Here is a 25,809-nt window from a genome sequence, read left to right as displayed (position 1 = left end):
GGGCGTTCGTGGCGGCTACTGGCGGTCCGTTCGGACCCAGTCTTTCTGGCGCCGCGACCAGAACCGCAAGTAGATCGCCAGCTTGGACAGGGCGTACCAGGGCGCTCGCAAGAGGTCCCAGGGGCTCAGAACCGCTCGGCCCCACAGCGCCCACGCCACCAGCACGGCCGCGGCCACCACGCCCAGGAGCGCCCCCGCGCCCCACACCGCCACCGCACCGGCGCCGATCCAGCCGCACAGCAGCGCGACGCCACCGAGCGCCCCCACCAGCATCACCAACAGGGCCAGGGGCGGCACGGCGAGATCCAGCGCCAGCCCCAGCAGCCGCCAATCGGCGCGGCGCAACGCCTGCCGCATCATCGGCCAGGCGTGCTCCGTCAGCATGCCCAGGTGGCCATGTTCCCAGCGCGTTCGCTGGGTCGCGATGGCGGTCGCACTGGTGGGGAAATGGCTGGAGACAGTGGCGGCCTCACAGAAGCGCGGCGCGTGTCCGCTGCGCGCCAGCACCAAGCCCAGTTGCATGTCTTCGACGATGCTGCCATTGGCCAGCGGCGCCGACTCGATCAGCGCCCAAGGAAACGCCATGCCGCTGCCGGTCAATTGGCAGGGCCAACCCAAGCGACCGGCGCCGCGCGGGCGCACCCAGTTCTTCACGCGCCAGGCGAATTCGGCCACGCGGCCATTGAGCCCCACGTCGCCTTCGTGCGTCATCAGGTACTTGGCCTGGATCGGCGCGCCGGTGCGGTCGCACGCTGCGGCCAGCGCGTCGAGTGCGCCCGCCTCGAGTTCACAGTCGGCGTCGACGATCACCACCACCGGCGGGGGCGATCGACGCAGCGTCTCGATGCCGAAGGCCAGTGCAAATCCCTTGCCCCGCTCCGTGGCGTGCTGCCGCTCGACCACCTCGGCACCTTCGGCGCGCGCCCGATCGGCCGTGTCGTCGCTGCAATTGTCGGCCACCACCAGCAGGCGATCTCCGGGTCGCATCTGGCTGCGCAGATTGCGCAAGGTCGCGGCGATCCCCAGGGCCTCGTTGTGGGCGGGCACCAGCAACGCCACCGGCGGGCGCATCGATGCCCCGGCGCTGCGCCGCCGAGGCAAGCACGCAGCGGCAATTTCGAGGGCGAACACGCACACCGGCACCGCCAGGACCAACGCCAGCAGCCCGAGCAGCCATGACACGAGGCCCAACCAGCTCATCGTGCAGCCCCCGCCGCCGAACGCCACACCGCGAGCAAGCGCGCCGCCTCGGTGTCGACATGGTGGCGAGCCAACACCCGCTCGCGCCCCGCACGGCCCATCGCGTCCAACACCTCGGGCGTCGCGGCCAGGCAGGCCCGCATCGCGCGTGCCGCGGCCTCGGGCGAACCGGCCTCGAACAACCATCCGTCCACGCCATCACGAACCAGCTCGGGAATGCCGGCGACATAGGTGGTCAGCACCGGCCGGCCCACGGCCATCGCCTCCATGATGACCACCGGCAACCCCTCGGCAAAGCTGGGCAGCACCATCGCCCGAGCGGCCGCCAACTCGTCGCGCACCTGCGCACTGGAGATCCACCCGGTGATGCGAACGCGATCTGCGAGGTGGTGGCGGCGGATCGCCGCCTCGACGTCTGGCCGCATCTCGCCGTCACCTGCCAGCACCAGCTCGAACGGCAGGCCCTCCGCGGCCAACTGGGCCGCGGCGTCAACCAGCAGCAACTGGCCCTTCTGCTCGCACAGCCGGCCCACGCAGACCAGCCGCGGGGCGCTGGACGGGGGCACCACCGCATCGCCGAAAAACTGCGGCTCCAGCCCGCAATGGACGATGTGCACCTTGGCCCAATCCGACAGCGCCGCCCAGCGCCACAGCTGGCTGCGACCGTAGGCGCTGATCGCCACCACCGCATTCGCGCGGTGGATCTTTTCAGCCAAGCCTAGAAACTGCGGCTTGTCGAACTCTTCCGGGCCATGCACGGTGAAACTGAAGGGCGGGCCACCCAGCGCATGCGCCAGCATGGCCACTTCGGCGGCGTTGGTTCCGAAGTGCGCATGCAGCTGTTCAGCGCCGCCCTGCGCCGCCAAGGCTCGGACGAGCGCACAGGCCTCGGCCAGATAGATGAGGTGGAAAGGCCATGGCCGATCAGCGCGGCGCGACATGCGCAACGCCAGCGCCAGTGCCGCCAGAAACCTCGACGGCGTCGCCACCGCCTGGGCCACGGTGGCCCGCAGCAGATGCCCCAGCCCGCCTTGCAGCAGGTAGTGGGTGCGGCCCCGCTCGGCCTGGTCGTCCGGGTCGACGACTTCGGCATCCCAGCCGCGCACCGCAAAGCGCAGCACCTGGGCGCCCAGACGTTCCAGCGCGGCGATTTCACGCCGGATGAAGGTGTGGCTCACCTTCGGGTACTGGTTGACCAGATAGGCCACACGCATGCCGGCGCCCTCGATCAGCGCAGGTAGTGGCGCACCGATGCGGCGATGCCGCGCTCGATGAGGCCTTCGCGGGTGCCGGCGGGCTGCCAGCCCAGCACCTGGCGGCTGCGGCTGTTGTCGAAGCGCGAGGTCAGCTGACGACACGCCCAGTCGTGGTAGCTGGGCACCTTGCGGTTGGGGTGGCGGATCGCGTTCTTGACCAGTTCCTTGGCCACATCCAACGCGAAGAACTTCCAAATGGGCGTCGGCGTGGCGCGCAGTTGCGTCTGCGTGAGTCGGGACACCTCGGCCACATACTCGCGCGCGCTCAGCAGCGGGCCATCGGTGAGAAGGAACGACTGCCCCTCAATGCCGGGCTTGTCCAGCCCGAGCACCAGCGCATCGGCGACGTCATCGACCAAGACCAACGGCAGCTTGTTCTCGCCGTCGCCCCAGTACTGGACACGGGTGTCGCTGTGGAACATGCCCACGCCCCAATGGGCCGGCGGACAGCCCTCCCCGATGACCACCGCGGGGCGGAAGATCACCAATGGCAAGCCCTTGTCGCGGTGCATCTCGAGCAGCAAGGCTTCGCAGGCCGCCTTGGAGCGCGCGTAGAGGTTGCGTGTCTCGATCGCCGGATCGAGCGGCGTGCTGCCATCGATCACCTTGGAAGGGTCGGCCGCGTCGTAGGAGTCGATGGTGCCGGTGTAGATGAAACGCTTCACCCCGGCGGCCAATGCCGCCTCGGCCAGCACACGGGTGGGCTTCACGTCATTGTCGACGTAGTCCTGCCAGCGTTGCCCCACCGCCTTGGCCAGGTCATAGACCACCTCGATGCCCTGCAAGGCCCGGCCCACGGCCGCGGCGTCGTCCAGTGCGCCTTCCGCCACCTCGACGGGCAAGCCTTCGAGCTCGTACAGGGCCGTGGCCTTGCTGCGCGACAGCACCCGCACGCCATGGCCCTGGGCGAGCAGCGCGCGCACCAGCCGCTTGCCGATGAAGCCGGTACCCCCGATGACGAGCACATTCGACGGCCTGCTGGGCGCGGCCGGAGCCGCCGGCTGCGAACGCGGCGTGAGCGACACGCCAGCACTGTCCGCCACCTGCTCACACGTGCGGATGACGGTGGCCCCGAAGCGGCCGTCCAGGCGCTCGTCCAGCTGGCCCGATTGAACGCCGGCGTAGAAGGCCGCGACGCTGCGCGCGATGCTGTCGAGGAAGACGTTGGCGTGCGGCCCCTTCTTCAGCGTGGACAGGAACTGCCTCTGGAAGTTGCCCCACGCTTGGGCCCGCCAGGCTGCGCTGCCGCGGCGGCCCTGGCCCAGCCCATCGAACAGCGCGCTGTTGGTGCGCGCCTCGAAGAAGTGCAGCAGGTCCCGATCGAAATCGAGCTCGGCACTCGCGGCGTAGCCTCGCACACGAACGCTGCGGTCGGCTTGGCCCGGTTGCACCGAGAGTTCCAGGCTGACGCCCGTGGTCCCCTGCCGGCCGATCAGGCTCCAATGGCGAAAGACTCGCTGCCCCCCGGGCAGGTCGATGGGCAGCGAGGCCTGGGCCTTCAGCTCATCGAGCGGCCCCACCAGGTCCGTCATGAACGCCACCAAGTGCGGGCCCAGTTCGTAGAACAGGTTCGCCTCGGCCCGCAACATCCAGTTGTTGTACGGGCCAAACTGGATCAATCCCAAGGGGTAGAGCCAACGCAGCGAGACATGGTCCAGCCGGCCGATCACGCCTTGCTTGACTTGCTGGCGCAGCCGTTCGTAGGAGGGAAGGAACAGAAAGTTGTGGTTGACCCCCAGCTTGACGCCCTTGGCGGCCGCCAGATCGGCAAGCGCCGCACAAGCCTGTGAATCCAGCCCCATCGGCTTTTCGACAAAAGCGTGCACGCCGGCTTCCAGGATTTGGCGCGTCACGTCGATGTGCAGCTGCGGCGGCACCAGCACATGCACCGCGTCGATGCCGGACTTCAGCATCTCCGCCAGCGACGTGAAGACGCCCTGGATGCCGAAGCTGGCAGCGGCGGCCTCGGCGCGTCCGCGCGAGACATCGCAAACCGCGGTGATGTCGACATTCGGCAGCGCCTGAAGCGCCTTGGCGTGAGCCTGCAGGATGTAGCCGGCGCCAAGCAGGCCGACGCGCATACGCTGGGTGGTCATGACAGTTGTTCTTCTCGCGGTTTACTTGTATTCGATGATGCGGAAGCGCCCCCTCAGGCGGTTCCATTGGAAGCGCAGCAAGCCGCGTCCATTGGCCAACTTGGCCAGCAGGTTGAAACGGGTGTAGAGCCAGGCATCCGCCACGGTGTCGCCGCGCCCGCGCCGGTAGCGAAAGATGCGCCAACCGAGCAAGGCGTAACCGCCCAGCAGCAGCAGGCTGAGGCCCCGTGTCGGCCACGCCAGCCCCGCCACCAGCAGCGGCAACGCCACACCCCAGACCCACGTGCTGCGGCGCTCGCGCGCGCAATCGCGCAATGGGCCGTCGCCGTGAAGAAAGGCGCGCTGCCCGATGGCGTGCCCGGCACGCACCGAACGCGTCCACCATTGTGAGAAACGGTGCATGTCGGCGTCGTGACGGGCCATCGCCACGTCCAGCTTGCGGACCTGCAGGCCGGACTCGCCCACGCGCACACCGAATTCCGAATCTTCGCCTGCAATCACCTCGGCCCGGAACCCACCGAGCGACTCGAACACCGCCAGCTTCACCATCATGATGCCGCCCAGCGCGCCGTAGTTCTCAATCAGGCCGGCGGGCGATTGCCACTCCAGGGCGCACAGCCGGTTGTAGACCGACGCCTGGGGATTCATCTCCTGCAGGTGCCCGATCACGACAGCCAGTTTCGGGTCGGCATCCAGGGCCGCTTCGGCGGCGTTCAGCCAGTCTGGCTGCATCAAGCAATCGCCATCGATGAACTGCACGTGCCGCAAGCGCGGATGCCGCTGTCGCAGCAGCGCCGCCCCTTCGTTGCGTGCCCTGGCCGCCGAGAAGGGCTTGGCCGGGTCCAGCGGCAGCACCGCATCACACAGCGGCCGAGCTCGCTCTACGCTGCCGTCAGACGAACCCGAGTCGACATAGATGACCGGGCGGGGCTGCGCACGCAGCGCCTGCAGGCAAGCCAGCAGGCGCTCGCCTTCATTGCGGCCAATGACCACCACCCCGGCGGAGGTCGAGGTGGCATCAGGCAGCGGCATGGCACGGGGCGGCCCAAGCGGGCGGCAGAAGCAGGAGCATCACGTGGGCGATCCGAAATGGGGGCCCAGGCGGCCGGCGGGTTGGGCGCGACTCCGGGGCGGTCTCAGGGCGAACCCTCTATTGTTGCTGACGCAGGGCCACCAGACCCTCGGTGAGCTGCAGCGATTTCTTGGGGGGTCGGTACAAACGGGCGCAAGAAACGCCAATGCCCACCAACATGTAGGTCAGTTGAAGCACCACGACGATGCTGCTAGTCGTCACGAGGGTGAACATCAGCGCCAGCGTCGTGGCCAGCAGGCACGACGCCATGTGGCGCCCATCCGGCGGCACCTCACGACTCTGCCGCACTCGCCACAGGCCCCACATCATCGACACCAGCATCCCGACGAAGCAGAACACGCCGACCACACCGGTGGTGAGGGCGACGGCCAGATAGGAATTGACGATGTCGATGATCCCCTGGCCCTGGCGCAGTTCCTCCATGTAGTTCAAGTAGCCAGGCACCCCGAGCCACGGGCTCTGAGCGATGAGGCCCAGCGAAATCTCCAGCAGACGTTGGCGGTACTCGACGTTTTCGCTGTCGACATTGCCCACGAAGGGCAGCATGTCGATCACGAAGCTGAGGGCGGGCACGGCGGCCGCGATGCCAAGGAAGGCCACGCCGCCACCGCCAATCAACAACAGGTTGCGCACGGGCGCGCGGCCCATCGCGACCATCAGCACGGTCAGAACGCCCGCACCCAGCCATGAGCCACGCGCCAGTGATGCGGCCAGCCCGGCCAGCAGCCCGAGGGTGCCGAGCGTGACCCAGATCCGTTGCTTGAGCTCGGTCTGAACGATCCACCACCATCCCCACGCGACCAGCAGAACGCAACCCAGCATCAGCGAATGCCCGGCCGAGGCTTTGGCTCTCAGCAGGCCCGCGCGCTCGAGGAAGACGATCATGTCCCAGTCGATGCCCCAATGCACCGAGACGGCGTCATAGAGCGGCCAGCGCCGCACCGACTCGAACATCGCCAGCACCGACAAGGCGAGCGCCACCAGCACGAACGCCCTCAGGGCACTTCGGATGCCCTCGACGTCGACAAAGGCGCGACTGAACACCCAGTAGGGCAGCAAGGTGTCGACACACAAGACAAAGGCCTGGCGGATCAGGTCGGTGGTCGAGGCGTACGGAACCAGCACCGCGAGCTGAACCAGAAAGTACGCGAGCACGAACCAGTCCGTCACGATCCCGAGCAGGCCGGGGCGCTGGGCACTCTTCTTGGGCATCATGACGATGGCCGGCACCAACAGCGCAAAGCTCAGTGCCCGGGTGTGCGTCATCTCGAAGAAGTTGCTGATGCCACCAATGCCCGCGATGTAGGCGCCCGCGTTGGGCACGGCCAGCATCAGCAGCGCCCACAGCACGGCCGCACGCTGGGCACGCTCACCTTCAGGCGCCAGAAACGCGGCCACCACCAGGGGCATCGCGAGCACATAGATCCAGATGCTGGGCGTGACGAACGACAGGACGGTGACCAGCACGAACGCCCAGCGCCAACGTCGGATGTCTGGGCGCGCCGATTCGGGCCACGCCACAGCCGCCATCCAGAACACGGGCAGCGCAACGGCCAGGATGACGACCAGCGCCTTGATTTGAGAAAGCATGGGCAGGGGAGATGCCGCATCGTGCGGCGGCGCAAGCGTACCTCATGGCTTTTGTCGGCCTGAACGACGAATCGCCACCGTCCGAGGAAGGCTTCTCGCTCGAGCACCGGCGACCTGAACGTTTTGTCCAGTCTCTGTGAGAGGGGGGCGTTAGCAGGCCAACAGCAAGTCCCCCTAAAGCGGCAAATGCACCAGTTACCACGGTGGTTCTTGGCGACAATAGGCCGCTTTGCCCCGCCCCCACCTCCTTCGATGACCGACGCCACTCCCGCGAACGCCGCGGCACCCAGCAGCCTTCGCCAGCGGGCCGGTTCGGCGGCTTTGTGGATCGGCCTCGGCTTCGCATTCACGCAAGCGGTGCGGCTGGGCAGCAGCATCATTCTGACGCGCTTGCTGGCGCCGGAGATGTACGGACTGATGACGATGGGCACCGTCGTCATTTCGGCGGTCGTGATGATGTCGGATTTCGGCTTCTCGCAAAGCGTGATCCACAACCCACGCGGCGATGACCCCGATTTCCTCAACACCATCTGGTCGTTGCAGATCGGCCGCGGCGTGGCTCTGTGCCTGTTGATGAACCTCGCCGCGCTGGCGATGTACACCTCGCACAACTGGTGGCCGGGGCTGCTTCAAGGCAGCTACGCCGATCCGCATCTGCCCGGCGTGGTGGCCATCCTGTCGCTGGTGCCCATCGCGATGGGGCTGGAGTCCACGAACCTGGCGCGTGCCCAGCGGGCCCTGGCCATGGGCCGGGTGGTGCGCAATGAAGTCGTCGTCCAGTTGGGCGTGACGACGCTGATGATCGCGCTGTCGCTGCACTGGCAAGAGTATTGGGTGCTGCCGCTGGGCTGGGTGGCCTTTTCGGCCGGCGTGACCCTGCTCAGCCACCTGACGCTGCCGGGGCCGCCCAACCGCTTGGGTTGGGATCGGGCGGCCGCCAGCGCCGCATGGCATTTCTCCAAATGGATCCTGCTCTCGTCGCTGCTGACGTACCTGTTCCGCGAGGGTGACCGCATTCTGCTCGGCGGCCTGCTGACGGCGAAAGACCTGGGCATCTATTCGATCGGCGCCCTGCTGGTCAACGCCACCCGGGAGGTCATCTACCGGCTGGCTGCCTTTGTGGGCATGCCCGCGCTGGCGGAAGTGGCCCGTGAGCAGCCCCACCGCCTGCAGAAGGTCTACAAGCAGTGCCGGCTCCCCATCGACGCGGTGTGCCTGTTCGGTGCCGGCTTTCTCTTCGCAGCCTCCGACCGGATCATCGGCTTGATCTATGACGGCCGCTATGAGGCGGCAGGCCACGCGCTGGCCGTCCTGTCGCTCGGGCTGATTGCGTTCCGCTACACGGTGATGGATCAGTACCTGATCGCGACCGGCGAAACCAATCAGCTGTTCAAGCGTGGGATCCTGCAGAACATCACGATGTACACCGCCGTGCCGCTGGGCTTTTGGCAGTGGGGCATGACGGGCGCACTGGCGGGGATCTTGCTGGCACAGGCGGCGGTGGTTCCGCTGATGTTCAAGATCCAGCACGATCGGGGGTTGCTCGACTGGCGATTCGAGCTGGGCATCCTGGCCATCTTTCCGGTCGGCTGGGGTGCCGGCTGGCTCGTGAGTTGAGTTTCCGATGCATCTGACCACCATCATCGTCAGCTACAACACCAGGCATCTGCTGGACGAATGCCTGGCCGATCTGCACAAGGCGGAGGCCCCCGTCGGCGGCGGCGCCTGTGTGGTCGTGGACAACGCATCCCGCGACGGTTCGGCGGAGCATCTCGCCTCGCAGCATCCCGACGTTCGGCTGATCAGGCTGGAGCGAAACGTCGGTTTTGGGCGGGCGAACAATGCCGCGCTGCCGCACGTGCACACCCCCTACGTGCTGCTGCTGAACACCGACGCCTTCATGACGCCGGATTCGATCAAGCGGTCGATCGACTACATGGAAGCACACCCACGTTGTGGTGTGCTGGGCGCCCGGCTGTTGAATCGAGACGGAACCCCGCAGCCCAGTGCACGCCGTTTTCCGACGCCGTGGAACGTCTTTCTTCTTCAAGCCGGCCTTGAACGCTGGTTCTCGGGCACGCCCCGCATCGACCCCTCTGATTTCGACGCCGACCAGGCGCAGGAATGCGATTGGGTGCCGGGCTGCTATTTCCTGATCCGCAAGACAGTGATCGACCAAATCGGGCTCTTCGATCCGCTCTTCTTCCTGTACGCCGAAGAGGTCGATCTGTGCCGCCGGGTGAAGAACGCGGGTTGGCAGGTCCATTACTTCCCCGATGCCCACGTGGTTCACCTGGGCGGCGAGAGTGCCAAGTCGGACGGCGAGGTCACCGCCAGCCGCCAGATCGACGCCCTGTCGATCGAGAGCAACCTGCTCTACTTCCGCAAGCACCACGGCCGCGCCGGGCTGGCCGCGCACGTGTTGTTCGAAGGCTTGGCGGCGCTGCTGGTGGGCCTGCGAGACTGGGCGCGGCGCCGGGGCAGCGCACGATTGAGCACCGGGCTGCAGCGGTGGCGGGTCGCGCTGACGCTGCTGCGCCAGACCCGTTTCGGGACGACGCCCACGCGGTGAAACCGGACGACGTCGCCGCGCGAGGATCGCGGCGCGTCACAAGCGGCGGTAGAGCTCCAGCCACTGCGAGATGACCACGGGCCAGCGCCATTCCTGCGCCTGCTGGCGACCGGCGATCGACATCTGCTCGGCCAATTGAGGGTCTTCGGCGAGCCGGTCCATGCCGGCGGCCAAACCGCGTGTGATGCCGTCCATGCTGTCGGGTGCCACCAGAAGGCCCGAGATGCCGTCGCGCACCAGCAGGGCCGGCCCGCCCCAGTCCAGGCAGATGGGCGGCAAACCCAGCGCCATGGCCTCTTGGACGACGATGCCGTTCGCGTCTTCGAGGCTGGGCAGCACCATGCCCCGGTAGGCGCCGAAGCTGGCCACCAGGTCTTCGTGCCGCTCGTACCAATCAAGAAACCGGACCCGGCCCTGCAGCCCCAGTGACTCGACCAACTCACGGCATGTGGAGAGTTCGGGGCCGCGGCCCACAATGTCGAGCTCGATCGGCAAGCGGGTGCGCGCCAGCGCACGCAGTGCCAGCTGTGTGCCCTTGTGGAAGACGAGGCGCCCGAAGTGGACGAAGCGAAGGTTCACCCCCTGATGGGACAGTCGGGGACGATCGAGCAAGGTGGCCGGCACACCGCAGTCGACCGTGTCCACCATCGTGACGGGGTCCGTCCCCGCTGTCAGCAGCGACACGCGGGTGCGCTCACCCCCTGCGACGAGGATCAATCCGGCTCGGCGGCGGTACAGCGGTTGAATCCGCCGCAGCCACTGCAGCGGCATGTGCCACCGCCGGCGCAGCGACGCGCTGGTGCTCTCCCTGTCGCGAAAAAGCGCGGGGTAGTAGATGTTGCCGTTGATCGGCCCGAGGGCATTGGGATACCGCCGCGACAGCCACCGAGGCATCACCGGCGAGTTCGGCTCGACCTGGTGAATGACCACCTTCCGGCCCGCTCGCGCCGGGTCGGCGGCCAGGCGCTCCGCCAGTCGGACGGCTTTCCAGCAGAACCAAGGGTCCAGCAACGCCCGCAGCACCACCGAGCGCCACAAGGTGCGCGACACCCAGCTGTCCTCCACATAGGAAACGCTCGGCAACCCGAGGCGACCGGAGACTTCAGCGCGGTTGCGCGCATGCGTGATCTGGAGGGTCTCGGGCAGCGCACGCCTCAGCTCCCGCAGGATCTGCAGCGCCTTCATGGCCTCGCCACCCATCTGCTCGGAAACATTCGGCGCGATCAGGATGACCAACGGCGGAAGCTCCGGCGTGGTGGAACGGGTCATCGCGGGTCGTGCGTCGTCGGTCGTCGTCATGGGTGCAAGCGGGGCCAAGGATAAGGCCTCTGTCACGACACCTATGCAAGAAAAAAGCCGCCGGGTGATGCCCGGCGGCTTGTTGGGATGAGACTGAAATCAGCTCAGCGGGTGCAGCCTGCCCACCAGCACTGCTTGGTGTCGCGGTACGGCAGAACGGCTTGCCACTTGTAGTTGCTCGACTGCAGCTGGGTTTCCTTCAGGCCCCAGACGCCGTACTTGCTGGGCTTGTACACATGGTTGTACATCGTGTAGACCTGGCCACCGACAGCTTGCCAGTCCGTCAGGGTGCGCGAGTAGGCGGTGCCCATGCGCGGATCGCGGTTGGCGGCGGTCATCAGGTCCAGCCACTTTTGGTCAGAGTCGCCAGGGGCCATCACCAAGTGCTGGCCGCCTTCGTAGGTCATCAGGGGCATGCCACGGGCGTCAGCTTCTTTCTTGTTCGCCGACATCCAGGTCTTCACCTGTGCGACGGCGCCGTCGATGTAGGACTCCTTCGTCTTGCCGTACAGCGGCGGCGTGACCTTGTTGCCGTTCGCGTCCTGGCCCAGGATTTCCTGGAACAGCTTGTTCAGGCCACCGTCCGGCTCGGTGTACCAGGTCTTGACGGTGCTGCGAACGGACATGTCGCCGATGTAGCCACCGAAGTACGGGGCGATCGACATGCCGTCCATGCCCTTGTAGCAAGCCTGGCCGACTTGCGCCAACGCGTACGGGCAGTCCATCTGCATCTTGCTGACCCACGAGTTCGACGCCTGGCCGTTGAACACGCACTTCACGCGGTTGGCGTCGGCGCCGAATTCAGCCTTGATGACCTTGCACAGCTGCGCCGAGCGCATGCCATACCAGCTGGGCTGCAGGTCGTAGACGCTGACCCCCTTCTTGACTTGGTCGGGCCAGGTCGCGGCGGCCTGGTCGCGCATCCAGCCGGCTTGGCTGAACGCATAGTTCCAGGGCTCGTTGCTGTACTCGACGATCAGGTTGAGCTTCGGGGCCAGCATCTGCTTGAGCTGGCGAGCAAAGCGCATCGCGTAGTCGTCGGTGACGCGCGTCGGGAGGTTGATCCAGGGATCGGCACCCACTTCGTTGGCCAGAGAGACCATCGCATTGACGGGCACACCTGCCGGGCCGGTCCACATCGCGTCATTCCAACGCGGACGGTCTTCCCAGTTGGCCAACATCGAGGTGTTGGTGCGGTTCCAGTCGAGGAAGCGCAGGGTGCGGAAGCCCTTCAGGTCGTTGACATAGTTGGGATGCCAGGTGCGGCCATCCAGGTTCTCGAAAGCGATCAGCGTGCCGAGATTCTTGTTGGTGCACTCGGCGGAGGTCAGCGCAAACACGCTCTTGTCGCCCGAGCACACGCCACCCGGGGGCAGCACGCGGATGTTGCGGATGTAGTTGCTGGGGTTCGTGGCCTTGATCGTCACCAGCAGACCGGCGCTGTCGCTGTTCGTGACCTGCACGATGTCGCGGTTGGGCTTCGACTCGGCGGCCACCTTGGTGCCGGCGAGACCGTATTCGATCGTGCCTTCACCGTCGTACAGCACCGTGTACTTGCCGGCGGCGTGAACGCGGGCGTCGTCCTGGAACATCAGGGCCGACACCACGCGGTACTTGACGTTGGCGTCGTTGGCGGCCGGCAGGCTCTTGGGCCAGCCCGACTCGTCGAGGTCCAGCTTGGACTGCTCCAGCGTATCCCAGCCGCTTTGGCCTTGCGAGAAGTTCTTGCAGCCCGAATCGCGCGGGTAGGTGCACTGGGTGTACCAACCGCCCGCCCGCTTGAACTGGTCGATCGTCGCCACGTCCGGCGACCAGTAATCGAAACTGTTCACGTTGACGCCAACGCCGTGGTTCGACGGCGTGCCGGCGGCGTGAACAGCCAGGGAGGTGGTCAGGGCCACGACCGCGGCAGCGGCCAACGAGGCGGGGCGGGAGAGCTGGTTGAATTTCATGTAGGAAACCTTTTGTGCGTTAGCCATGCAGTCGGATGTCTTCACTTGTGCCGCTACACCAAACTTCTGCATGAGCGACGCGAGGTGATTCGTCCGCGCAGGGGCTGCTCTAAGCCGCCAACCGCAAGAAAATCTGCGGTTCTGAAACGAAAGTTAACTGCTGGGTTTTTCATGCTTTTCTCCGCAGATCAAAGGGGCGTAGACGCCGATAAAGACGCCCCGCAAGGGCTCGAACTGCAGCCCAGAAACACTTGAATACAGGGCAACGACACCCGTCGTTGGAAAGGCACCGGCGAGAAGAACGCCTTCATTGCAGGCACCCTTTCCACCAGCACGGCTGGTCGTCGCGAGCCGCCCGGACGGCTTGCCATTTCGGGAAAGCATCCGAGAACTGGGTTTCTTTCAGCCCCCAGGCACCGAACTTGGACGGGCGGCCCGCGTGGTTGAACCACACGAACACCTGCCCACCCGCGGCCTGCCAGTCGGCCAGATGGCGTTGATAAGCCCGGCTCATGCGCGCATCGCGGTTGGCTGCGGTGATCAGCCCGAGCCAGGCCGCATCCGAGCTGCCCGGCGGCAGCGTCAGGTGCTGTCCGCCTTCATAGGCCCACAACGGCAGACCGAACTCGTCGGCCAGCTTCTTGTCGGCGGCCATCCAGCCACGCGACTGCATCAACGCGCCACCGGCCGTCGCCGGCAACGGTGCCTTGGCCGGCATGCCGCGCCGATCTTCGCCGAGCAATTCCTGAAATAGCTGGTCCAAACCGTCGGCAGCCCGGGTCCACCCGGCAACCTGGGGCTGGACCGCTGCTTCGCCGAGGTAACCGCCGAAATACGGCGCGACGGCCACGGCATCCACGCGCTTGGCGCACGGCACGCCCAACGACGCAGAGGCCAGTGGACACGCCAGCGACTGTCGGATGAGGTCTGGGTTGGCGGCCTGGACGTTGAGCACGCAGCGCACCGGCGCAAGTTGCGTGCCCCATTCAGCCTTGATCGTCTGGCAAATCCGGGCGGACCGCCAAGCATGCCAGTTCACCGCCAGGGCCGCGTCCGACGCCTTGGCTGCCGGCCATTCGGCGCGCGCCTTTCGCGTCATCCAGGCACTGACCGGAAAAGCCTGGTTCCACGGCTCGTTGGCGTATTCCACGATCGCCGTCCGTCCGGCCGGCAGCTTCGCCTTGAGCAACTGCGCGAACTGGCGAACGTAGTCGTCGTCGGCTTGCATGGGCAAGTTCAGCCACGGGTCGGCACCGGTGACCCGGGCCACATCGAGCATGGCCTCGACCGGCACGCCGCTGGCTGAGGCCCACGTGGCGTCGTCCAGCTTGGGGCGATCCGACCAACGCACCAGCGTCGAGCTGTTGGTCTTGCCCCAATCCATGAAGCGCAGGACCCTGAAGCCGCGCACGTCCTGGATGAACCTCGGATGCCACCAATGATCGGCCGGCAACTGCTCAAAGGGCACAAACGCACCTTGGGACGGGCGATCGCAATCAGCGGCCGACATGGCATAGTGGCCGCCATCTCGCTCGCAGGCGCCTCCGGGAGGGAGCACTCGGATGTTGCGCAGCGGGTCTTTCGGATCCGTCGCCTTGATGGAGATGCGCCAGCCCCCGTCGGCCCGATTGTCGACCTCGACCACGTCCCGGCCCGGGCGAGACTCGCGCTCGAGCTTCCGCCCGAGCAGGTCGTGCGCCAATACACCCCGGCCTTCGTAAGTAACTACATACTTGCCGGCAGGGTGGCTGTGACCGTTGTCGTTGAACAGCAGAACGGCCACCGAGCGATAGTGCGTCTGCGCATCGTCGGCCGCGGGCAGGCGTCGCGGCCAACCCTGGGCGTCGAGCTCCAGCTTGGACTCTTCAAGCGTGTCCCACGGGCTCGCACCCTCCGGCATCCCGGTGCAGCGCTTGTCGGTAGAAGGCTCGCACTGCGTCAGCCAACCCGAACTGCGCTTGAACTGGTTCACCAACGGGAAGTCGGTGCTGAAGTAGTCCCAGGCGCTGAGATTCAGGCCGACGCCAGAACGAAAGGGACGAGCGGGGCCGCCGGCTTCGGCGGCCACGACGGCGCCAGCAGCGCCAAGGCACAGGAGGCCGGCGACGGACGAGCGACGGCGGGCGCCAAGACGCCGCGCACCATTCGGCCGCTGCCAGCGTTTGCCCTCCACCATGCCCTCCAACAAGTCGCCTACCCCGTGATCCATTTGGTTATTCAGTGACCGCCTCCCGTGAATTGGGGGGCGTCGTCGAGCGACGGATGATGCATGGGAGGCCGGCCGTTAGGCGTGACAGGGACCTTCCAATTGGTAAGAGAATGCTGCAAGGCTCAGGGTTAGCCCGAACAGAAGGTCACCAACCCGGCCCGCAGTCGCGTCCCCCGACCTGACTGAACCTTCGTGTCAAGGCAGCGCCGCCAGGCGGCGGCGGTCCGCGGTCGTCAAGCTCAAGAGCATGTCTCTGATGAACTGGTCCTGCAGCGCGAACGCGTCCTCGGTGCGAGGGCTGATCGACGAGACCCTCACCAGCATCCCGTCGACGATTTCGCCCCGCAGCCCATGGCGGATTTCCGCCAGCCGCTTGTCCATGCTGCTCATCGTCAGCTCGTCGCCGATCACCGTCCAGTAGGTCACTGGCTCATGCCGGGTGGTCGAAAAGACGGTTTCCAGGCGCCGCACCGGCAATCGGCCCATGGGCAGGTCCAGCACGTCCTCTCGGCGCTCGTTCAGCTGGAAGCCCTGCGCCGGGTAACAGACCTCCGGGTAGTGCATCTGAAGGCTGACGTCGGATTGGTCCGCGCCGTAGGCGATCGACAGCATGATGCGCTCGCCCGGGCCACGAACGTAGGTGCGCTCCAGGGTTTCGGTGTAGAGGCGCTTGAGCAGGGCCTCGGTCTGCGGGTTGACCACGATGCCGCGGGCACGGGCATCAACTTCCCAGCCGCGGAACCGCAGGGGGATGGCGTCAGCGAGCCTGAACGGGCCACGCCGATCGGCCATGCGGCGGGTCGGGATCATCGCCGTGCCCAACGCCGACGCACCCACCATCAGCAGCCCCGCCAGCGCAGCACGGCGCGTGACGCTGGGCAGCGGTTCGTCAGGCAGGCGGGTCATGAGCTACGCGCCGATCGTTGCCGCCAACGCAGCACCGAATCGCAGGCCACGATGAGGAGGAGCGCCGAGAGGAACAGCACGATGCCCGCCAGCTCGTGCAAGAACCCCTGCCCGGCGGCATCGCCCCAGTGGTAGGTGATGAGGGCCAAGGAAATCACCCGAATCACGTTGGCCACGAACGAAATGGGCACGATCATCAGCGCCAGCACCAAGTTGCGCCACCACGAGGCGGAGCGCACCAGATTGAGGTAGAGCAGGCCCATCGCTTCCAGCGTGAAGAGCGTGTAGAGCCCGGCGCAAGCATCGGCCACCAGCAACTGGTAGGGCCCGACCTGAAGAATCACGCCGCTGCGCGCCACCGGGTAACCCACCCCATAAAGCAGGTTGGCCGCGACCGTGGAGACGGCCAGCTTCATCGGCTGGGTCACGCTTTCGACCAGGGCGGCGGGCAGCGGCACCAGGAAACACATGAACAACAGCGGGAACCATATGGCCGCCAATGGGCGGGTACCCCGCAGCAGCAGCAGGCCGGCCGCCACAGCCGGGATGGCGGCCATCGTTTGTGCACTGAGAATGCGCTGCGAGCGCCCGAAGACGTGAAGGAGCAGCGCCAGCGCCAGCAGCGTCCAGCCCCATGACAGCCGAGGCGTGTCCACCCCCGGTTGCCACGTCAGCGCCTGACGTTCGCGCCAAAAAAGCCAAAGGCAAAGAAGCAGGACGATGCGGCCGTGGCCCTGCTCCTCGGTCGACCAGATGACCGTCCACAGGTCGCGCAAAGTGGGGCCGAACAAGACCGCGAACCCCACGGCGAACAGGGCCCATGGCAGCCAAGCCCTCAAGCCGCGGGCTGCCGGCATGGCGGAGCCCGTGGGAATGTCGGGCTTCAAGGTACTGCTCGCGCTCGATCAGAAGCCCAGCGAGGGGCCCAAGGCCTGGCCGCTCAGGCGAATCACACGACACGATGGGCGGCCGCGTACGTCAGCCCGGTCCGCCCCCCACGCCATCAGCAACTGGAGCCGTGCCCCGTTCGCTGAAGGTGGTGCATCGATGGATCGGACGAACGTGGGGCGCATGCTGTACGCGGGCGGATGGGCGTCAAAACTCGTTCATCACCACGCCCGCCAGGCGGGACTGGCCCGCTTGAAGCGAGACGACCAAGTCTTGCAGTTTGGACACCTTGCTCGCGTTGCGACGCGCCACCACCAGCGCCGCACCGCAGCGAGCGGCAATCACGACGCCGTCTGAACCGAACACCGCCGCCGGCGTGTCGATCAACACGTGATCGAATTTGGACGTCAACTCGCGCAGCAGCAGGCCGAACGCAGGGCCCTCGACCAGCTCGAGGGGATTGGGGGGCTGAACCCCCACGGGGATGACCCAGAGATTGGGCACATCGGGCACCGACTTGACCACGTTCTTGCCACCGCGGCCGGCGAGGAGATTCGACAGGCCGCGCGAATTGTCCACACCGAAGATCTGGTGCAGCCGGGCGCCGCGCATGTCCGCGTCGACCACCAACACCTTGGCCCCCAACTGCGCCAGTGCCACCGCGAGGTTGGCGCAGAAATACGTCTTGCCGTCGCCGGTGTCCGGGCTGACCACAGCGAGAGCCCGGCGCTGGGTTTCGTCTTCGGAGTGCGTTCTCAGCAAGATCTGGCTGCGGATCGCCCGAAAGGCTTCCGCTTGGTGGCCAAAGGGCTGGGTGAGCGCCACCAACTCTGGATTGGCCTTGCGTCGGTCCTCGTCGGCGTAGGCGTACTGGAACTGCTGGGACAGCGCGAACAGCACGTCCTCGGCATTCGCCAGCCCCAGCGCAATGGCGGCCTCGCCGAATCGCAGCTTGTGCTCGCGCTGGTACTTGCTGATGCGCTCGACATCTTCGGCGCTCAGGTTGCGCGCGTCGCGGATCAGCTCGCCGATCGCCCGAACCTTGAGGTCGGCCTGATCGAGCGACTGGATGGAATCGAGATCCGGCTCTTCGCCCGGCCCGCCCTTGGCATTCATCATGAGCCCTTGCCCGGCGCCGGCAGCCGGCGTCCGGAGATCATGCGGTCTTGCGCCTGCGCCAACTGCACTCGCATTCGGCGCCCGATGGTGGGCGTCGGCATGATGCCGATCACCGGCAAGCCCAGCGCATGCACCGCGTCTGACGGCACCCGGATCCGCTTGTCGAGCTGCTCAAGCAGGAAGGCGACGCCGACTCCGACAGCGAGACCAAAGACCAGGCCGATCAGCAAGTTGGCGGCCACCTTGGGTGAAGAAGGCGCCACGGGCGGCGTGGCGCGCGCCAGCATCGACGCGTTGCTCTGCCGGTTCTGGCTCTCCAGATTGCTTTGGTTGAATCGGTTCAACAACAGGTCATAGGAACGCTGTGCGTTCTCGACGTCACGTTGCAGAACCGACCCCTGGTCGCGCACCTCTTTCATGCGCAGCACCTTGGCACGCTGCTCTTCGAGGCTCGCCCTGACCTGGCCCTCTCGCGCCCGGTCGATGCGGGCGCTGACGGACACGCTCCCGGTGACGTTGCGTGTCTCGGCCGCCAACCTGCCCTTCAACTCATTCACCGTGGCCCGCGCTTCGACGACCTGTGGGTGCTGGTTGCCATAGCGTGAGTTCAATTCCTGCAGCTTGGCTTCGGCCCGGCTGAGTTCCGACTTCAACGTCGCGAGCAACGGGTTGTTCAAGACTTCGCTGAGGTTGTCGCCCGCTGCCGCGGCGCGGCTGCTGGATTCACTCGACGTGGCCTGCATCGACACGAGCTGCTGGCTCAGCATGTTGAGCCGGTTCATCTCGACGTCGAAGCGCTCATCGGTCGCGATGATGCCCTGAGCCTGCTGGAACTTGGACAGGTGTTGCTGCGCGGCCTCCAATGCAGCGCGGGCATCGTCGACCTGCTTGCTGAAGAAGCTGCTGTACTCGCGGGCCGGATCCACCCGCAGCTCCACCGCTGTCTCGAGATAGGCCTGGACAAATGCGTTGGCCAACGTGGCGACAAACTGCGCGTCGGTGCCGCGGTAGGCCACGTTCACCACATTGCTGCCCGCTCGCACCACTTGCACGTCCAGATTACGGAGCATGAACTCGACCAGCCAATCCTCGATGGAGCCGTCGCCTTTGCTGGCCCGTTCCCACAGCTTGCGGATCTCCGGGACTTCGGTGAGCTTCAGGTTGCGCACGACCCTCAGCGCCACCCGGTCACTCTTGAGCACCTCGACCTGAGTGTTCATCATCGCGGGCGAAGCTGCGCCGCCATAAAGCATCGCGGCCACCGGATCGGGCTTGATGTCAATGACCAGGGTGGCGGTGGCGGTGTATGTCTTGGGCGCCAGCGCGGTGTAGGCGACCGCAGCCCCGAGCACCAGGACGAAGGCCAGCACCGCCGGAAGCCAGCGGGCCCGCAAGACGGCGATGAGATTGGCAAAGTTCATGGAGGATCAGCCCGAGCGCTTAGAACAGGCTCTCGCGGACGAAGACGACATCACCCGCTTGGAGCGCATCGTCCAGCGACAGTTCAAGTGCCTGCACTTGACCGTTCGCCGCGCGGCGGCTCACCCGCAGACCGCGCTGCGTGCCCCGCTGCGTCAGGCCGCCTGCGCTGGCCAGGGCCTGCATCACAGTCATGCCACGCTCCAGTCGCAGCTGGCCTGGCCGCTGCACTTCGCCATACATGTAGACCACCGGGAAACGGTCGACCCAGATGGCGTCACCGGGTTGGATGACGATGTCCTCGCTTCGACCGTTGGGGGCGAACACCCGTGGCAGATCAATCTCGCGGCGGAAAGGCTGCCCGTTTCGCACGCCGGTGACCACCACCGTGTCCGAGCCTCCATTGGCGGCCACGCCACCCGCCAGTGCGAGGACGTCCGTCAGGCGCATCCCGGCCACATCCAGCGCCACACGGCCGGGCTTGCCGACCTGACCCAACACGTTGACCTGATTCGCCCGCACCTGGGTGACCATCACCGACACCTGCGGGTTCTTGATGAAGTCGCCCTTCTTCAACGCATTGGCCAAAGCCGTCTCGGCCTCGCTGACGGTCAGGCCGCCCAGGCGAATCGAGCCAATCAGCGGATAGCTGATGGCACCAGATTCGGTCAGCCGGGTTTCGAGGGACAGATCAGGGCTCTGGTAGACCGTGATGCGCACGGTGTCGCCGACACCCAGGCGATACAGGTCGGGCTCCCCCTTCGCCTCGGCGGCCGCTGGCTGCGCGTGCACGGGGATGGGCATGGCGGTTGCCGCGACCAAGCCCAAGGCGCTGAGGCCCATCGCCAGCCCACACAGACGCCCCCGAGTCCAAAGCAGTTCAATCATTTCAAGCCCATCCCTTTCTTGGCAATATTCGGATCCATCCCGCTGCCTGCCGAGGCGGGCAGCGGCGCGGCATCTGGCAACGGCAAGCGCACTGGCTCGCTGGCGCCTTCGGCTGGCGGTGCCAATGCCGGCAGCGCCTCGGCCGGCAAGGCAGAAGAGGCAGGCCGGCCCGCCGCGCCAGGGCCGCCGGCAAACTTGCCCTGGTAGGTGATCTGCGATGCACTGCGCAGCGCCTTCAGGTTGTCGTCGATCGCTTTGCGCTTGGCCAGCGTGCCGAGATACTGCTCGATGGCTGGGGCAGCGCGTTCAAAGCTCACCGGTTCGGTGCGCGATCCAGCGATGAACACCACCCGGACCCCCGGGGCGTCGGACATCACCGCCGAATCGCCGTCTTTCATGCGCGCAAAGCGCTCCACCCAGGCCATGGGCAGCTGTTCCGCCGGCTTGACGGTGTGGCTTCCGCTGTAGCGCACGCCCTCGGCCTTCAGGGCCACAGCGAAATCATCAGCTCCACGGGCCTTGCCCAATTGCTCCCGCATCCAACCGAGACGGTCGGGCGGGATGTCCACGGTCAGTTCCTGCAGTGAATACACCCGGCGTTCGCTGAACAGCGCTGGGGTGGACTCGTAATAGCGGCGGGTTTCTTCGGGCGTCGCGCGCGCCACCCCCTGGGTGATGCGCTCTTTGTAGGCGCGAGCCAGCACTTCGCGCCGCGCCGCCTCGAGGGCCTGGACCGTCTGGGGGTCGCGATCGAGTTTCAGCTCGATTGCCTTTTGTACCGCCAGCTCCTGATCGATCAGCGATTCGAGCACCTGCCTGCCAGTGCCATCGAGTTGGTCCGGTCGAAGGCCACGGTCCTGCTGCAACAGGAAGTTGATTTGATGGACGGTGACGTCGCTCTGGTTCACGCGTGCCGCCACCTGCGTGGCGTCGGGCCGGTGCTCACTGCAGGCCGACAACGCCCACGCCACCACCAGCGCAGTGGAGCACCAAAGCCATCGGGCCCCGCGGGGCAGATACAGATCTCGGGGCGTCATTCGGTTCGGCTCCCGGGCTCCGGCGCCCGGAGCCCAAGCTGGGGCAAGCCGCCGCGCAGCTTGGCGGCAGTTACCCGGATTTTACGAATGACGACGCCTGCCCGCGTCACCCCAACGCTTCAAACGTGGGGGCGCTGGTATCCGAAGCGCTCAATGATGAATTTTTCCCGCCGAGCGACCAGTTCCATGGACGATTCGTCGTAGAAACGCTCGATGCGCGAGGGGCGCCCGGCCGCCTTGGTGTCGTAGATCATCTTGCGATGTTCATCGGACAACGAGATGTTGGAACGCTCGAGCGCCATCACCAGGTCTTCGGTCAGGCTGTCGTGCCGGACCACGTGATGGACAAACGCGTTGGACGCTTCAAATGCCCGCAGCCCTTCTTGCGTTCCGATCGTCACCGGCATCTGTCCCGCCCCCCGCACGTAGAGCAGGAAATAGCGGTAGGTCATCAGGCCGCCGATCTTGCCGATCGGCGACTTCGCCATGCTGGGGTCGACCGCACGCCGTGTCTGCAGCGAGCACACCACCCGCAGCCACTCTCGAAAAGCCTCGACGTTGTCCGGATCGGCGTACCAGAAGGACGTGGCGCGATGCGCGCTGAGGTCGTCCGGCAGCACCACGCGTTTGACTTGGTCGGCCGGCGCCTGATCGGTGCGCGCCTTGGCGTTGGCCTCGAGCTTCTCGCCGATCTTCACCCACGCCTTGTCGCTGGTGAGCCGCTGGTAAAGGTCGCCTTGCTTGGCACAGCCCGCGCTCCACAGCGACAGATACCAACCCCATGGGTCACGCACCGAGCCGAGGACAACGCGCCCACTCGACAGCACGTCTTCCCCAGGCGCCTTGTGCTTGTTGTCGACCTCGCCGCCGAAGATCTTCTGCAACAGTTTCTCGACGTGGGAAGCGCCGGTGTTACGGAATTCGATAAAAACCAATTTGTCGGCGATCAGCATGCCCGCGAGTTCCAGAAAATCAACAACATTACGCAGCGCTCCGCGCACCTATTGGTGCGCAAGGGAGGGCGCTGCGATGATAGATGAGGCGCGAGAGCGGGCCGACAGCTTTACCGAAGTGCAAATGCGACACACATTCGAGGGATAGCGGCATTGTTCTTGCGTAGGACCGCTGTGCTAGTATCAAAGTGCTACTTTCATGGCACACCGCCAGTGCTGGAGCCGAAGGCCGTTAGAGCTGAGGTGAGGCCCTCCCACCCCGCAACCTTACAAGCAGTGATCAATGTTTAATCTTGTGCCCGATGAGGGTTCCGACATTCCCTTCCTGCCGGACAACAACGCCGAAATCACACGTGAAGCCGCGACGACGGTCGACCTGAATGGCGACTGGACGATCCCCGCGAAGGCCATCACGGTGATGCGCGTCAAGACGGGCAAGTTCACTGTCAACGTCTCGATCAATACCCTGCGCGCAGCGCAGCGTTTGGTGGTGACGTTCCAAGGTGCGCGCGCCGGTGGCAAGGAAACCACCTCGGCCACCCGCCCGATGTTCGCGCGTCGGAACTACGAAGCACTTTTCGAAGCTCCGATCCTGGCCATCAGCGACCCGATGACCGAAATCGACTGGAACTCGAACGTGCCGCGTTGCGGGTTCTACATGGGCACGATCGAAGACGATCTGGTGCCTGAGCTCAACGCACTGATCGATGTCTTCTGCGCCAAGCTGGGCGTGCCGGTGGACAGCGTGCTGATGTACGGCTCATCGGCCGGCGGCACCTCCGCCATGCTCGTTGGCAGCCGCCGCACCACGAAGACCGGCATCGTCGCCGTCTGCCCGTTCCTGCGGCCCGACAAGTACCGCGAGGGCGTGATCGCCGCGGGCATGCGTGCGCTCGGCAAGACGATGGACGACTACGAAGAGATGATGCAGACGACGCCGTGGCGCTTCAACGCGCTGACGGCCCTGAAGGATGCACACAGCAACGGCCAAGACATCCGTCTCGTGGTAGGCCAAAACGTCAAGGACGTGACCACCATCAACCGCCACTTCCCCGGCCTGTGGCGCCGCTGGGACATCGATCCCGAAGGTGGCGTGTCGCCGGACGGCCATGTGATGACGCTGCTGTACAACTCGGCCGAAGCGGGTCACGGCCCCGAGCCGGTGGAACTGTCGGTGCCGCTGTGGAAGCGTGCACTCGAGTTCTTCGACGCGCCGCTCAAGCGCACCCCGCGAAAGGCCGGCAAGAAGAAGACGGAAGAAGCTGACGCCGAATAATCCGGCGTCAGTTCATCCCAGACGACGGGGCGCCACGGCGCCCCGTTTTTCATGGGGCCCGCGCCGGTCGCGTCACCCCGCAGGCACCTCAAAGCGGTAGCCGAACCGCTCGATGACGGGCGCGTACACCTGTGCGACCAACTCGCGGCTCGCGTCGTCATAAAACTCGGTGTAGTGACGCTTCTTGGTGCCTTGGGCACGCTCGCTCGTGACGTTCTCCGCCAGGATCGTGATCGGGTCACGCACCCCCAGGCGCCGCAGAACCTCATCAAAGCCTTCTTGCAGCGCCTCGAAGCGGATCACGTAGTCGGCGTGATCCAGGTACTCGAGAGGCCCTTTTATGGTGCTTCCCTTTTCCCTGTGTTTGTGCAGCTGTCCCGCAATCCACTCCGGAAACGGTTGCTCCTGCGCCGCATCCATGCTGGCCTTGATCTTGGGGTTCTCCTGCGCCCAGCGGTACTTGTTGGGATCGTTGACAAACCGGCTCTTTCGCTTGAGGTAGCGGCTGACCAGCAGGTCGTACGGATTCCGGACACTCGTGAACTTGAACAGCGTGTCCAGTTGCTCGCGTGTCATCAGCCCCGCGTCTTGCAGGTCCTGCCACGTGGCATGGTGCTTCTTGATCGTCAGCTCACCACTGCGCCGAAGATCCCAATCAGGCATCGCTTGACCGTCGAGCGATTTGGTCAAGGTCTTGGCGATCGCCTTGCTGGCGGTCTGCGGGTTGGCAAAGAAGATGTACCGAAATCGAGACGAGTAGACAGCCACAGCACCCCCCAAGATTCGATGCGGCAGTTCACCGATGTCCCCAGCAAAAGCCACACCTATACTGAACAGGCGCAGGCCGCGCGTCACCCACGGACAACATGCTTACTTCCGACCACCTGATTCTCGTTGAACTGCACAAAGGCGGCTCTTCGCGGGTGAAGAAACTTCTAGGGGAAATCGTGGGCGGCGAGTCGACGGGCAAGCGCGCCGGCACCGCCGAAGAGTTGGCAGCGACGGGCAAACCGGTCGTCGGCTACCTGTGCAATCCTTTGACGTGGTACCTCAGCCTTTGGCAACAAGGATGCGCGGGCAAAGGCGACCTGCACAAGCGGCTGACAGATCCCGAGCGATGGGAGCAACTGCGCTCGCGACGCGCCGCCCGCCCTGCCAAGGCCACCTCGCGACCCGGCATGCTGGATATCCCGGCCGAGTGGGGGGCCGACCATGCGAAGACGGCGTGGTACGGCGACGCCGAGGATCCGGAAGCCTTCCGCGCATGGCTCAAGGCGATTTTGGCGACGCGCTCCATCCGCCGTCTCGTGGACAGCGGCTATGCCAATTCGCCCATCAACAAGCTGGGCGGGCTGATGACATATCAGCTGTTCGTCAGCCTGGTGTGTGGCGCCGACACCCTCGACAAATCGATCGACACGCCCGAGGCACTCGAGGCCTTGGGGGCGACGAATGCGATCACTCGCCTGTTCATTCGTGCAGAGTCCGTGGCCGCGGACCTGCATCAGGTGCTCGAATCCCTTGGGATCGCCTTGACCGAGGCGCAACGCAGCGCCATCGATGGCGTGAAGGAGCGAGGACAGGCGGATGCCAAGGCCATTCAACGCTTCTACGACGTTCCAAGCCTTCGCATGGTGGCCAAGCGCGATGAGCTGATCAGCAAGCTGTTCGGCTACACGGCGCCGACGGTGCCGGCCGACGAAGTGCCGAAGAAACCGAAAAAGGGCGATGACGCCGCCAGCGACAAAACCGCGCAAAAGAAGAAGACGAAGGGAGACGCCGCGCAGAAGCAACAAGCTCGCGAGGCGCGTCAGGCCAAGAAGGCCTCTGCATTGCAGGCGGCGAAGGATCCCGCCGCGGTGACCTCCGCCGGCGCCACCAAGAAGGCCAAGGCGCCGGGCGCCAAGGCCGGCGCCGCGAGCGGCAAGCCCAAGGCGGAGAAGCTGGCGCGCAAACAGGGCAAGCCCCAGAAGGCCGGCAAGGCCCAGAAGGTGAGCGCCGAGTCGGACGAAGAGTGAGATTTCCGGGCGGCGCCAGTGCGGCCGACGGACGACAG

The 25,809-nt window shown here is 65.8% G+C and carries 20 protein-coding genes; 4 read left to right on the top strand and 16 right to left on the bottom strand.

Features of this window, described 5'->3' with window-relative positions:
- Window positions 1–15 precede the first annotated feature (15 nt).
- The 5 genes from AACH06_RS07535 to AACH06_RS07515 form a co-directional block, all read right to left on the bottom strand.
- Window positions 16–1,200, bottom strand: a complete 1,185-nt coding sequence (locus AACH06_RS07535; protein ID WP_341425036.1) for a glycosyltransferase family 2 protein — start codon at window positions 1,198–1,200, stop codon at window positions 16–18.
- On the bottom strand, window positions 1,197–2,414 hold the full coding sequence (locus AACH06_RS07530) for a glycosyltransferase family 4 protein (protein ID WP_341425035.1): 1,218 nt from the start codon (window positions 2,412–2,414) through the stop codon (window positions 1,197–1,199). The genes AACH06_RS07535 and AACH06_RS07530 overlap by 4 nt, the downstream gene beginning before the upstream one ends.
- A 14-nt stretch (window positions 2,415–2,428) precedes the next feature.
- Window positions 2,429–4,552, bottom strand: coding sequence for an NAD-dependent epimerase/dehydratase family protein (locus AACH06_RS07525; RefSeq protein WP_341425034.1), 2,124 nt, complete (start codon window positions 4,550–4,552; stop codon window positions 2,429–2,431).
- A gap of 21 nt (window positions 4,553–4,573) precedes the next feature.
- Complete coding sequence (locus AACH06_RS07520) at window positions 4,574–5,584, bottom strand: glycosyltransferase family 2 protein (RefSeq protein WP_341425033.1); 1,011 nt, start codon at window positions 5,582–5,584, stop codon at window positions 4,574–4,576.
- A 118-nt stretch (window positions 5,585–5,702) separates the two neighbouring features.
- Window positions 5,703–7,235: an O-antigen ligase family protein gene (locus AACH06_RS07515; RefSeq protein WP_341425032.1), complete on the bottom strand. Its 1,533-nt coding sequence runs from the start codon at window positions 7,233–7,235 to the stop codon at window positions 5,703–5,705.
- A gap of 252 nt (window positions 7,236–7,487) precedes the next feature.
- Between AACH06_RS07515 and AACH06_RS07510 the strand changes: the two genes are divergently transcribed.
- Window positions 7,488–8,852, top strand: a complete 1,365-nt coding sequence (locus AACH06_RS07510; RefSeq protein ID WP_341425031.1) for an oligosaccharide flippase family protein — start codon at window positions 7,488–7,490, stop codon at window positions 8,850–8,852.
- Window positions 8,853–8,859: 7 nt separating this feature from the next.
- The gene (locus AACH06_RS07505; RefSeq protein ID WP_341425030.1) at window positions 8,860–9,807 is read left to right on the top strand and encodes a glycosyltransferase family 2 protein; all 948 of its coding nucleotides are present in this window, start codon (window positions 8,860–8,862) and stop codon (window positions 9,805–9,807) included.
- A gap of 36 nt (window positions 9,808–9,843) precedes the next feature.
- Here AACH06_RS07505 and AACH06_RS07500 read toward each other — a convergent pair whose 3' ends face one another.
- The 10 genes from AACH06_RS07500 to AACH06_RS07455 form a co-directional block, all read right to left on the bottom strand.
- A complete protein-coding gene (locus tag AACH06_RS07500; RefSeq protein WP_341425029.1) occupies window positions 9,844–11,106 on the bottom strand; it encodes a glycosyltransferase family 4 protein in 1,263 nt (420 codons plus the stop codon).
- A gap of 104 nt (window positions 11,107–11,210) precedes the next feature.
- Window positions 11,211–13,058 carry a hypothetical protein gene (locus AACH06_RS07495; protein WP_341425028.1) on the bottom strand — a complete coding sequence of 616 codons (1,848 nt, stop codon included), beginning with the start codon at window positions 13,056–13,058 and terminating at the stop codon, window positions 11,211–11,213.
- 307 nt (window positions 13,059–13,365) lie between these two features.
- Window positions 13,366–15,267 carry a hypothetical protein gene (locus tag AACH06_RS07490; RefSeq protein WP_341425027.1) on the bottom strand — a complete coding sequence of 634 codons (1,902 nt, stop codon included), beginning with the start codon at window positions 15,265–15,267 and terminating at the stop codon, window positions 13,366–13,368.
- Between the two features lie 195 nt (window positions 15,268–15,462).
- Window positions 15,463–16,173, bottom strand: a complete 711-nt coding sequence (gene epsI, locus AACH06_RS07485) for an exosortase-associated protein EpsI, B-type (RefSeq protein ID WP_341425026.1) — start codon at window positions 16,171–16,173, stop codon at window positions 15,463–15,465.
- Complete coding sequence (gene xrtB / locus AACH06_RS07480; RefSeq protein WP_341425025.1) at window positions 16,170–17,060, bottom strand: exosortase B; 891 nt, start codon at window positions 17,058–17,060, stop codon at window positions 16,170–16,172. The genes epsI and xrtB overlap by 4 nt, the downstream gene beginning before the upstream one ends.
- A 208-nt stretch (window positions 17,061–17,268) precedes the next feature.
- Window positions 17,269–18,177 carry a polysaccharide biosynthesis tyrosine autokinase gene (locus AACH06_RS07475; RefSeq protein WP_341425024.1) on the bottom strand — a complete coding sequence of 303 codons (909 nt, stop codon included), beginning with the start codon at window positions 18,175–18,177 and terminating at the stop codon, window positions 17,269–17,271.
- A complete protein-coding gene (epsF, locus tag AACH06_RS07470) occupies window positions 18,177–19,601 on the bottom strand; it encodes a chain length determinant protein EpsF (RefSeq protein WP_341425023.1) in 1,425 nt (474 codons plus the stop codon). The genes AACH06_RS07475 and epsF overlap by 1 nt, the downstream gene beginning before the upstream one ends.
- A 19-nt stretch (window positions 19,602–19,620) precedes the next feature.
- Window positions 19,621–20,487 (bottom strand): polysaccharide export protein EpsE, encoded by an 867-nt coding sequence (gene epsE / locus AACH06_RS07465; RefSeq protein ID WP_341425022.1) that lies wholly within the window; start codon window positions 20,485–20,487, stop codon window positions 19,621–19,623.
- A complete protein-coding gene (locus AACH06_RS07460; protein ID WP_341425021.1) occupies window positions 20,484–21,524 on the bottom strand; it encodes an EpsD family peptidyl-prolyl cis-trans isomerase in 1,041 nt (346 codons plus the stop codon). The genes epsE and AACH06_RS07460 overlap by 4 nt, the downstream gene beginning before the upstream one ends.
- A 119-nt stretch (window positions 21,525–21,643) precedes the next feature.
- Complete coding sequence (locus tag AACH06_RS07455) at window positions 21,644–22,477, bottom strand: hypothetical protein (protein WP_341425020.1); 834 nt, start codon at window positions 22,475–22,477, stop codon at window positions 21,644–21,646.
- Window positions 22,478–22,760: 283 nt separating this feature from the next.
- Between AACH06_RS07455 and AACH06_RS07450 the strand changes: the two genes are divergently transcribed.
- Window positions 22,761–23,753 carry a hypothetical protein gene (locus AACH06_RS07450; RefSeq protein ID WP_341425019.1) on the top strand — a complete coding sequence of 331 codons (993 nt, stop codon included), beginning with the start codon at window positions 22,761–22,763 and terminating at the stop codon, window positions 23,751–23,753.
- A gap of 72 nt (window positions 23,754–23,825) precedes the next feature.
- Here the strand turns inward: AACH06_RS07450 and AACH06_RS07445 are convergent, their stop codons facing one another.
- Window positions 23,826–24,608, bottom strand: coding sequence for a sulfotransferase family 2 domain-containing protein (locus AACH06_RS07445; RefSeq protein WP_341425018.1), 783 nt, complete (start codon window positions 24,606–24,608; stop codon window positions 23,826–23,828).
- A gap of 11 nt (window positions 24,609–24,619) precedes the next feature.
- Between AACH06_RS07445 and AACH06_RS07440 the strand changes: the two genes are divergently transcribed.
- Complete coding sequence (locus AACH06_RS07440) at window positions 24,620–25,771, top strand: hypothetical protein (RefSeq protein ID WP_341425017.1); 1,152 nt, start codon at window positions 24,620–24,622, stop codon at window positions 25,769–25,771.
- The last annotated feature ends 38 nt before the right edge of the window (window positions 25,772–25,809 follow it).

Origin of the sequence: Ideonella lacteola, from assembly GCF_038066555.1 — a bacterium.
GTDB classification, from domain to species: Bacteria; Pseudomonadota; Gammaproteobacteria; order Burkholderiales; family Burkholderiaceae_C; genus Ideonella; species Ideonella lacteola.
The sequence above is the reverse complement of the archived record's forward strand: the minus strand, read 5'-3'. Positions and strand labels throughout refer to the sequence as shown.

Bases quoted from the DNA above. Each gene is read 5' to 3' on its own strand.
- AACH06_RS07515 (WP_341425032.1), bottom strand. From the start codon at position 7,235: ATGCTTTCTCAAATCAAGGCGCTGGTCGTCATCCTGGCCGTTGCGCTG.
- AACH06_RS07535 (WP_341425036.1), bottom strand. From the start codon at position 1,200: ATGAGCTGGTTGGGCCTCGTGTCATGGCTGCTCGGGCTGCTGGCGTTG.
- epsI (WP_341425026.1), bottom strand. From the start codon at position 16,173: ATGACCCGCCTGCCTGACGAACCGCTGCCCAGCGTCACGCGCCGTGCT.
- epsE (WP_341425022.1), bottom strand. From the start codon at position 20,487: ATGATTGAACTGCTTTGGACTCGGGGGCGTCTGTGTGGGCTGGCGATG.
- AACH06_RS07475 (WP_341425024.1), bottom strand. From the start codon at position 18,177: ATGAATGCCAAGGGCGGGCCGGGCGAAGAGCCGGATCTCGATTCCATC.
- AACH06_RS07460 (WP_341425021.1), bottom strand. From the start codon at position 21,524: ATGACGCCCCGAGATCTGTATCTGCCCCGCGGGGCCCGATGGCTTTGG.
- AACH06_RS07450 (WP_341425019.1), top strand. From the start codon at position 22,761: ATGTTTAATCTTGTGCCCGATGAGGGTTCCGACATTCCCTTCCTGCCG.
- AACH06_RS07520 (WP_341425033.1), bottom strand. From the start codon at position 5,584: ATGCCGCTGCCTGATGCCACCTCGACCTCCGCCGGGGTGGTGGTCATT.
- AACH06_RS07455 (WP_341425020.1), bottom strand. From the start codon at position 22,477: ATGCTGATCGCCGACAAATTGGTTTTTATCGAATTCCGTAACACCGGC.
- AACH06_RS07490 (WP_341425027.1), bottom strand. From the start codon at position 15,267: ATGGATCACGGGGTAGGCGACTTGTTGGAGGGCATGGTGGAGGGCAAA.
- AACH06_RS07530 (WP_341425035.1), bottom strand. From the start codon at position 2,414: ATGCGTGTGGCCTATCTGGTCAACCAGTACCCGAAGGTGAGCCACACC.
- AACH06_RS07500 (WP_341425029.1), bottom strand. From the start codon at position 11,106: ATGACGACGACCGACGACGCACGACCCGCGATGACCCGTTCCACCACG.
- epsF (WP_341425023.1), bottom strand. From the start codon at position 19,601: ATGAACTTTGCCAATCTCATCGCCGTCTTGCGGGCCCGCTGGCTTCCG.
- AACH06_RS07525 (WP_341425034.1), bottom strand. From the start codon at position 4,552: ATGACCACCCAGCGTATGCGCGTCGGCCTGCTTGGCGCCGGCTACATC.
- AACH06_RS07505 (WP_341425030.1), top strand. From the start codon at position 8,860: ATGCATCTGACCACCATCATCGTCAGCTACAACACCAGGCATCTGCTG.
- AACH06_RS07510 (WP_341425031.1), top strand. From the start codon at position 7,488: ATGACCGACGCCACTCCCGCGAACGCCGCGGCACCCAGCAGCCTTCGC.
- AACH06_RS07495 (WP_341425028.1), bottom strand. From the start codon at position 13,058: ATGAAATTCAACCAGCTCTCCCGCCCCGCCTCGTTGGCCGCTGCCGCG.
- AACH06_RS07440 (WP_341425017.1), top strand. From the start codon at position 24,620: ATGCTTACTTCCGACCACCTGATTCTCGTTGAACTGCACAAAGGCGGC.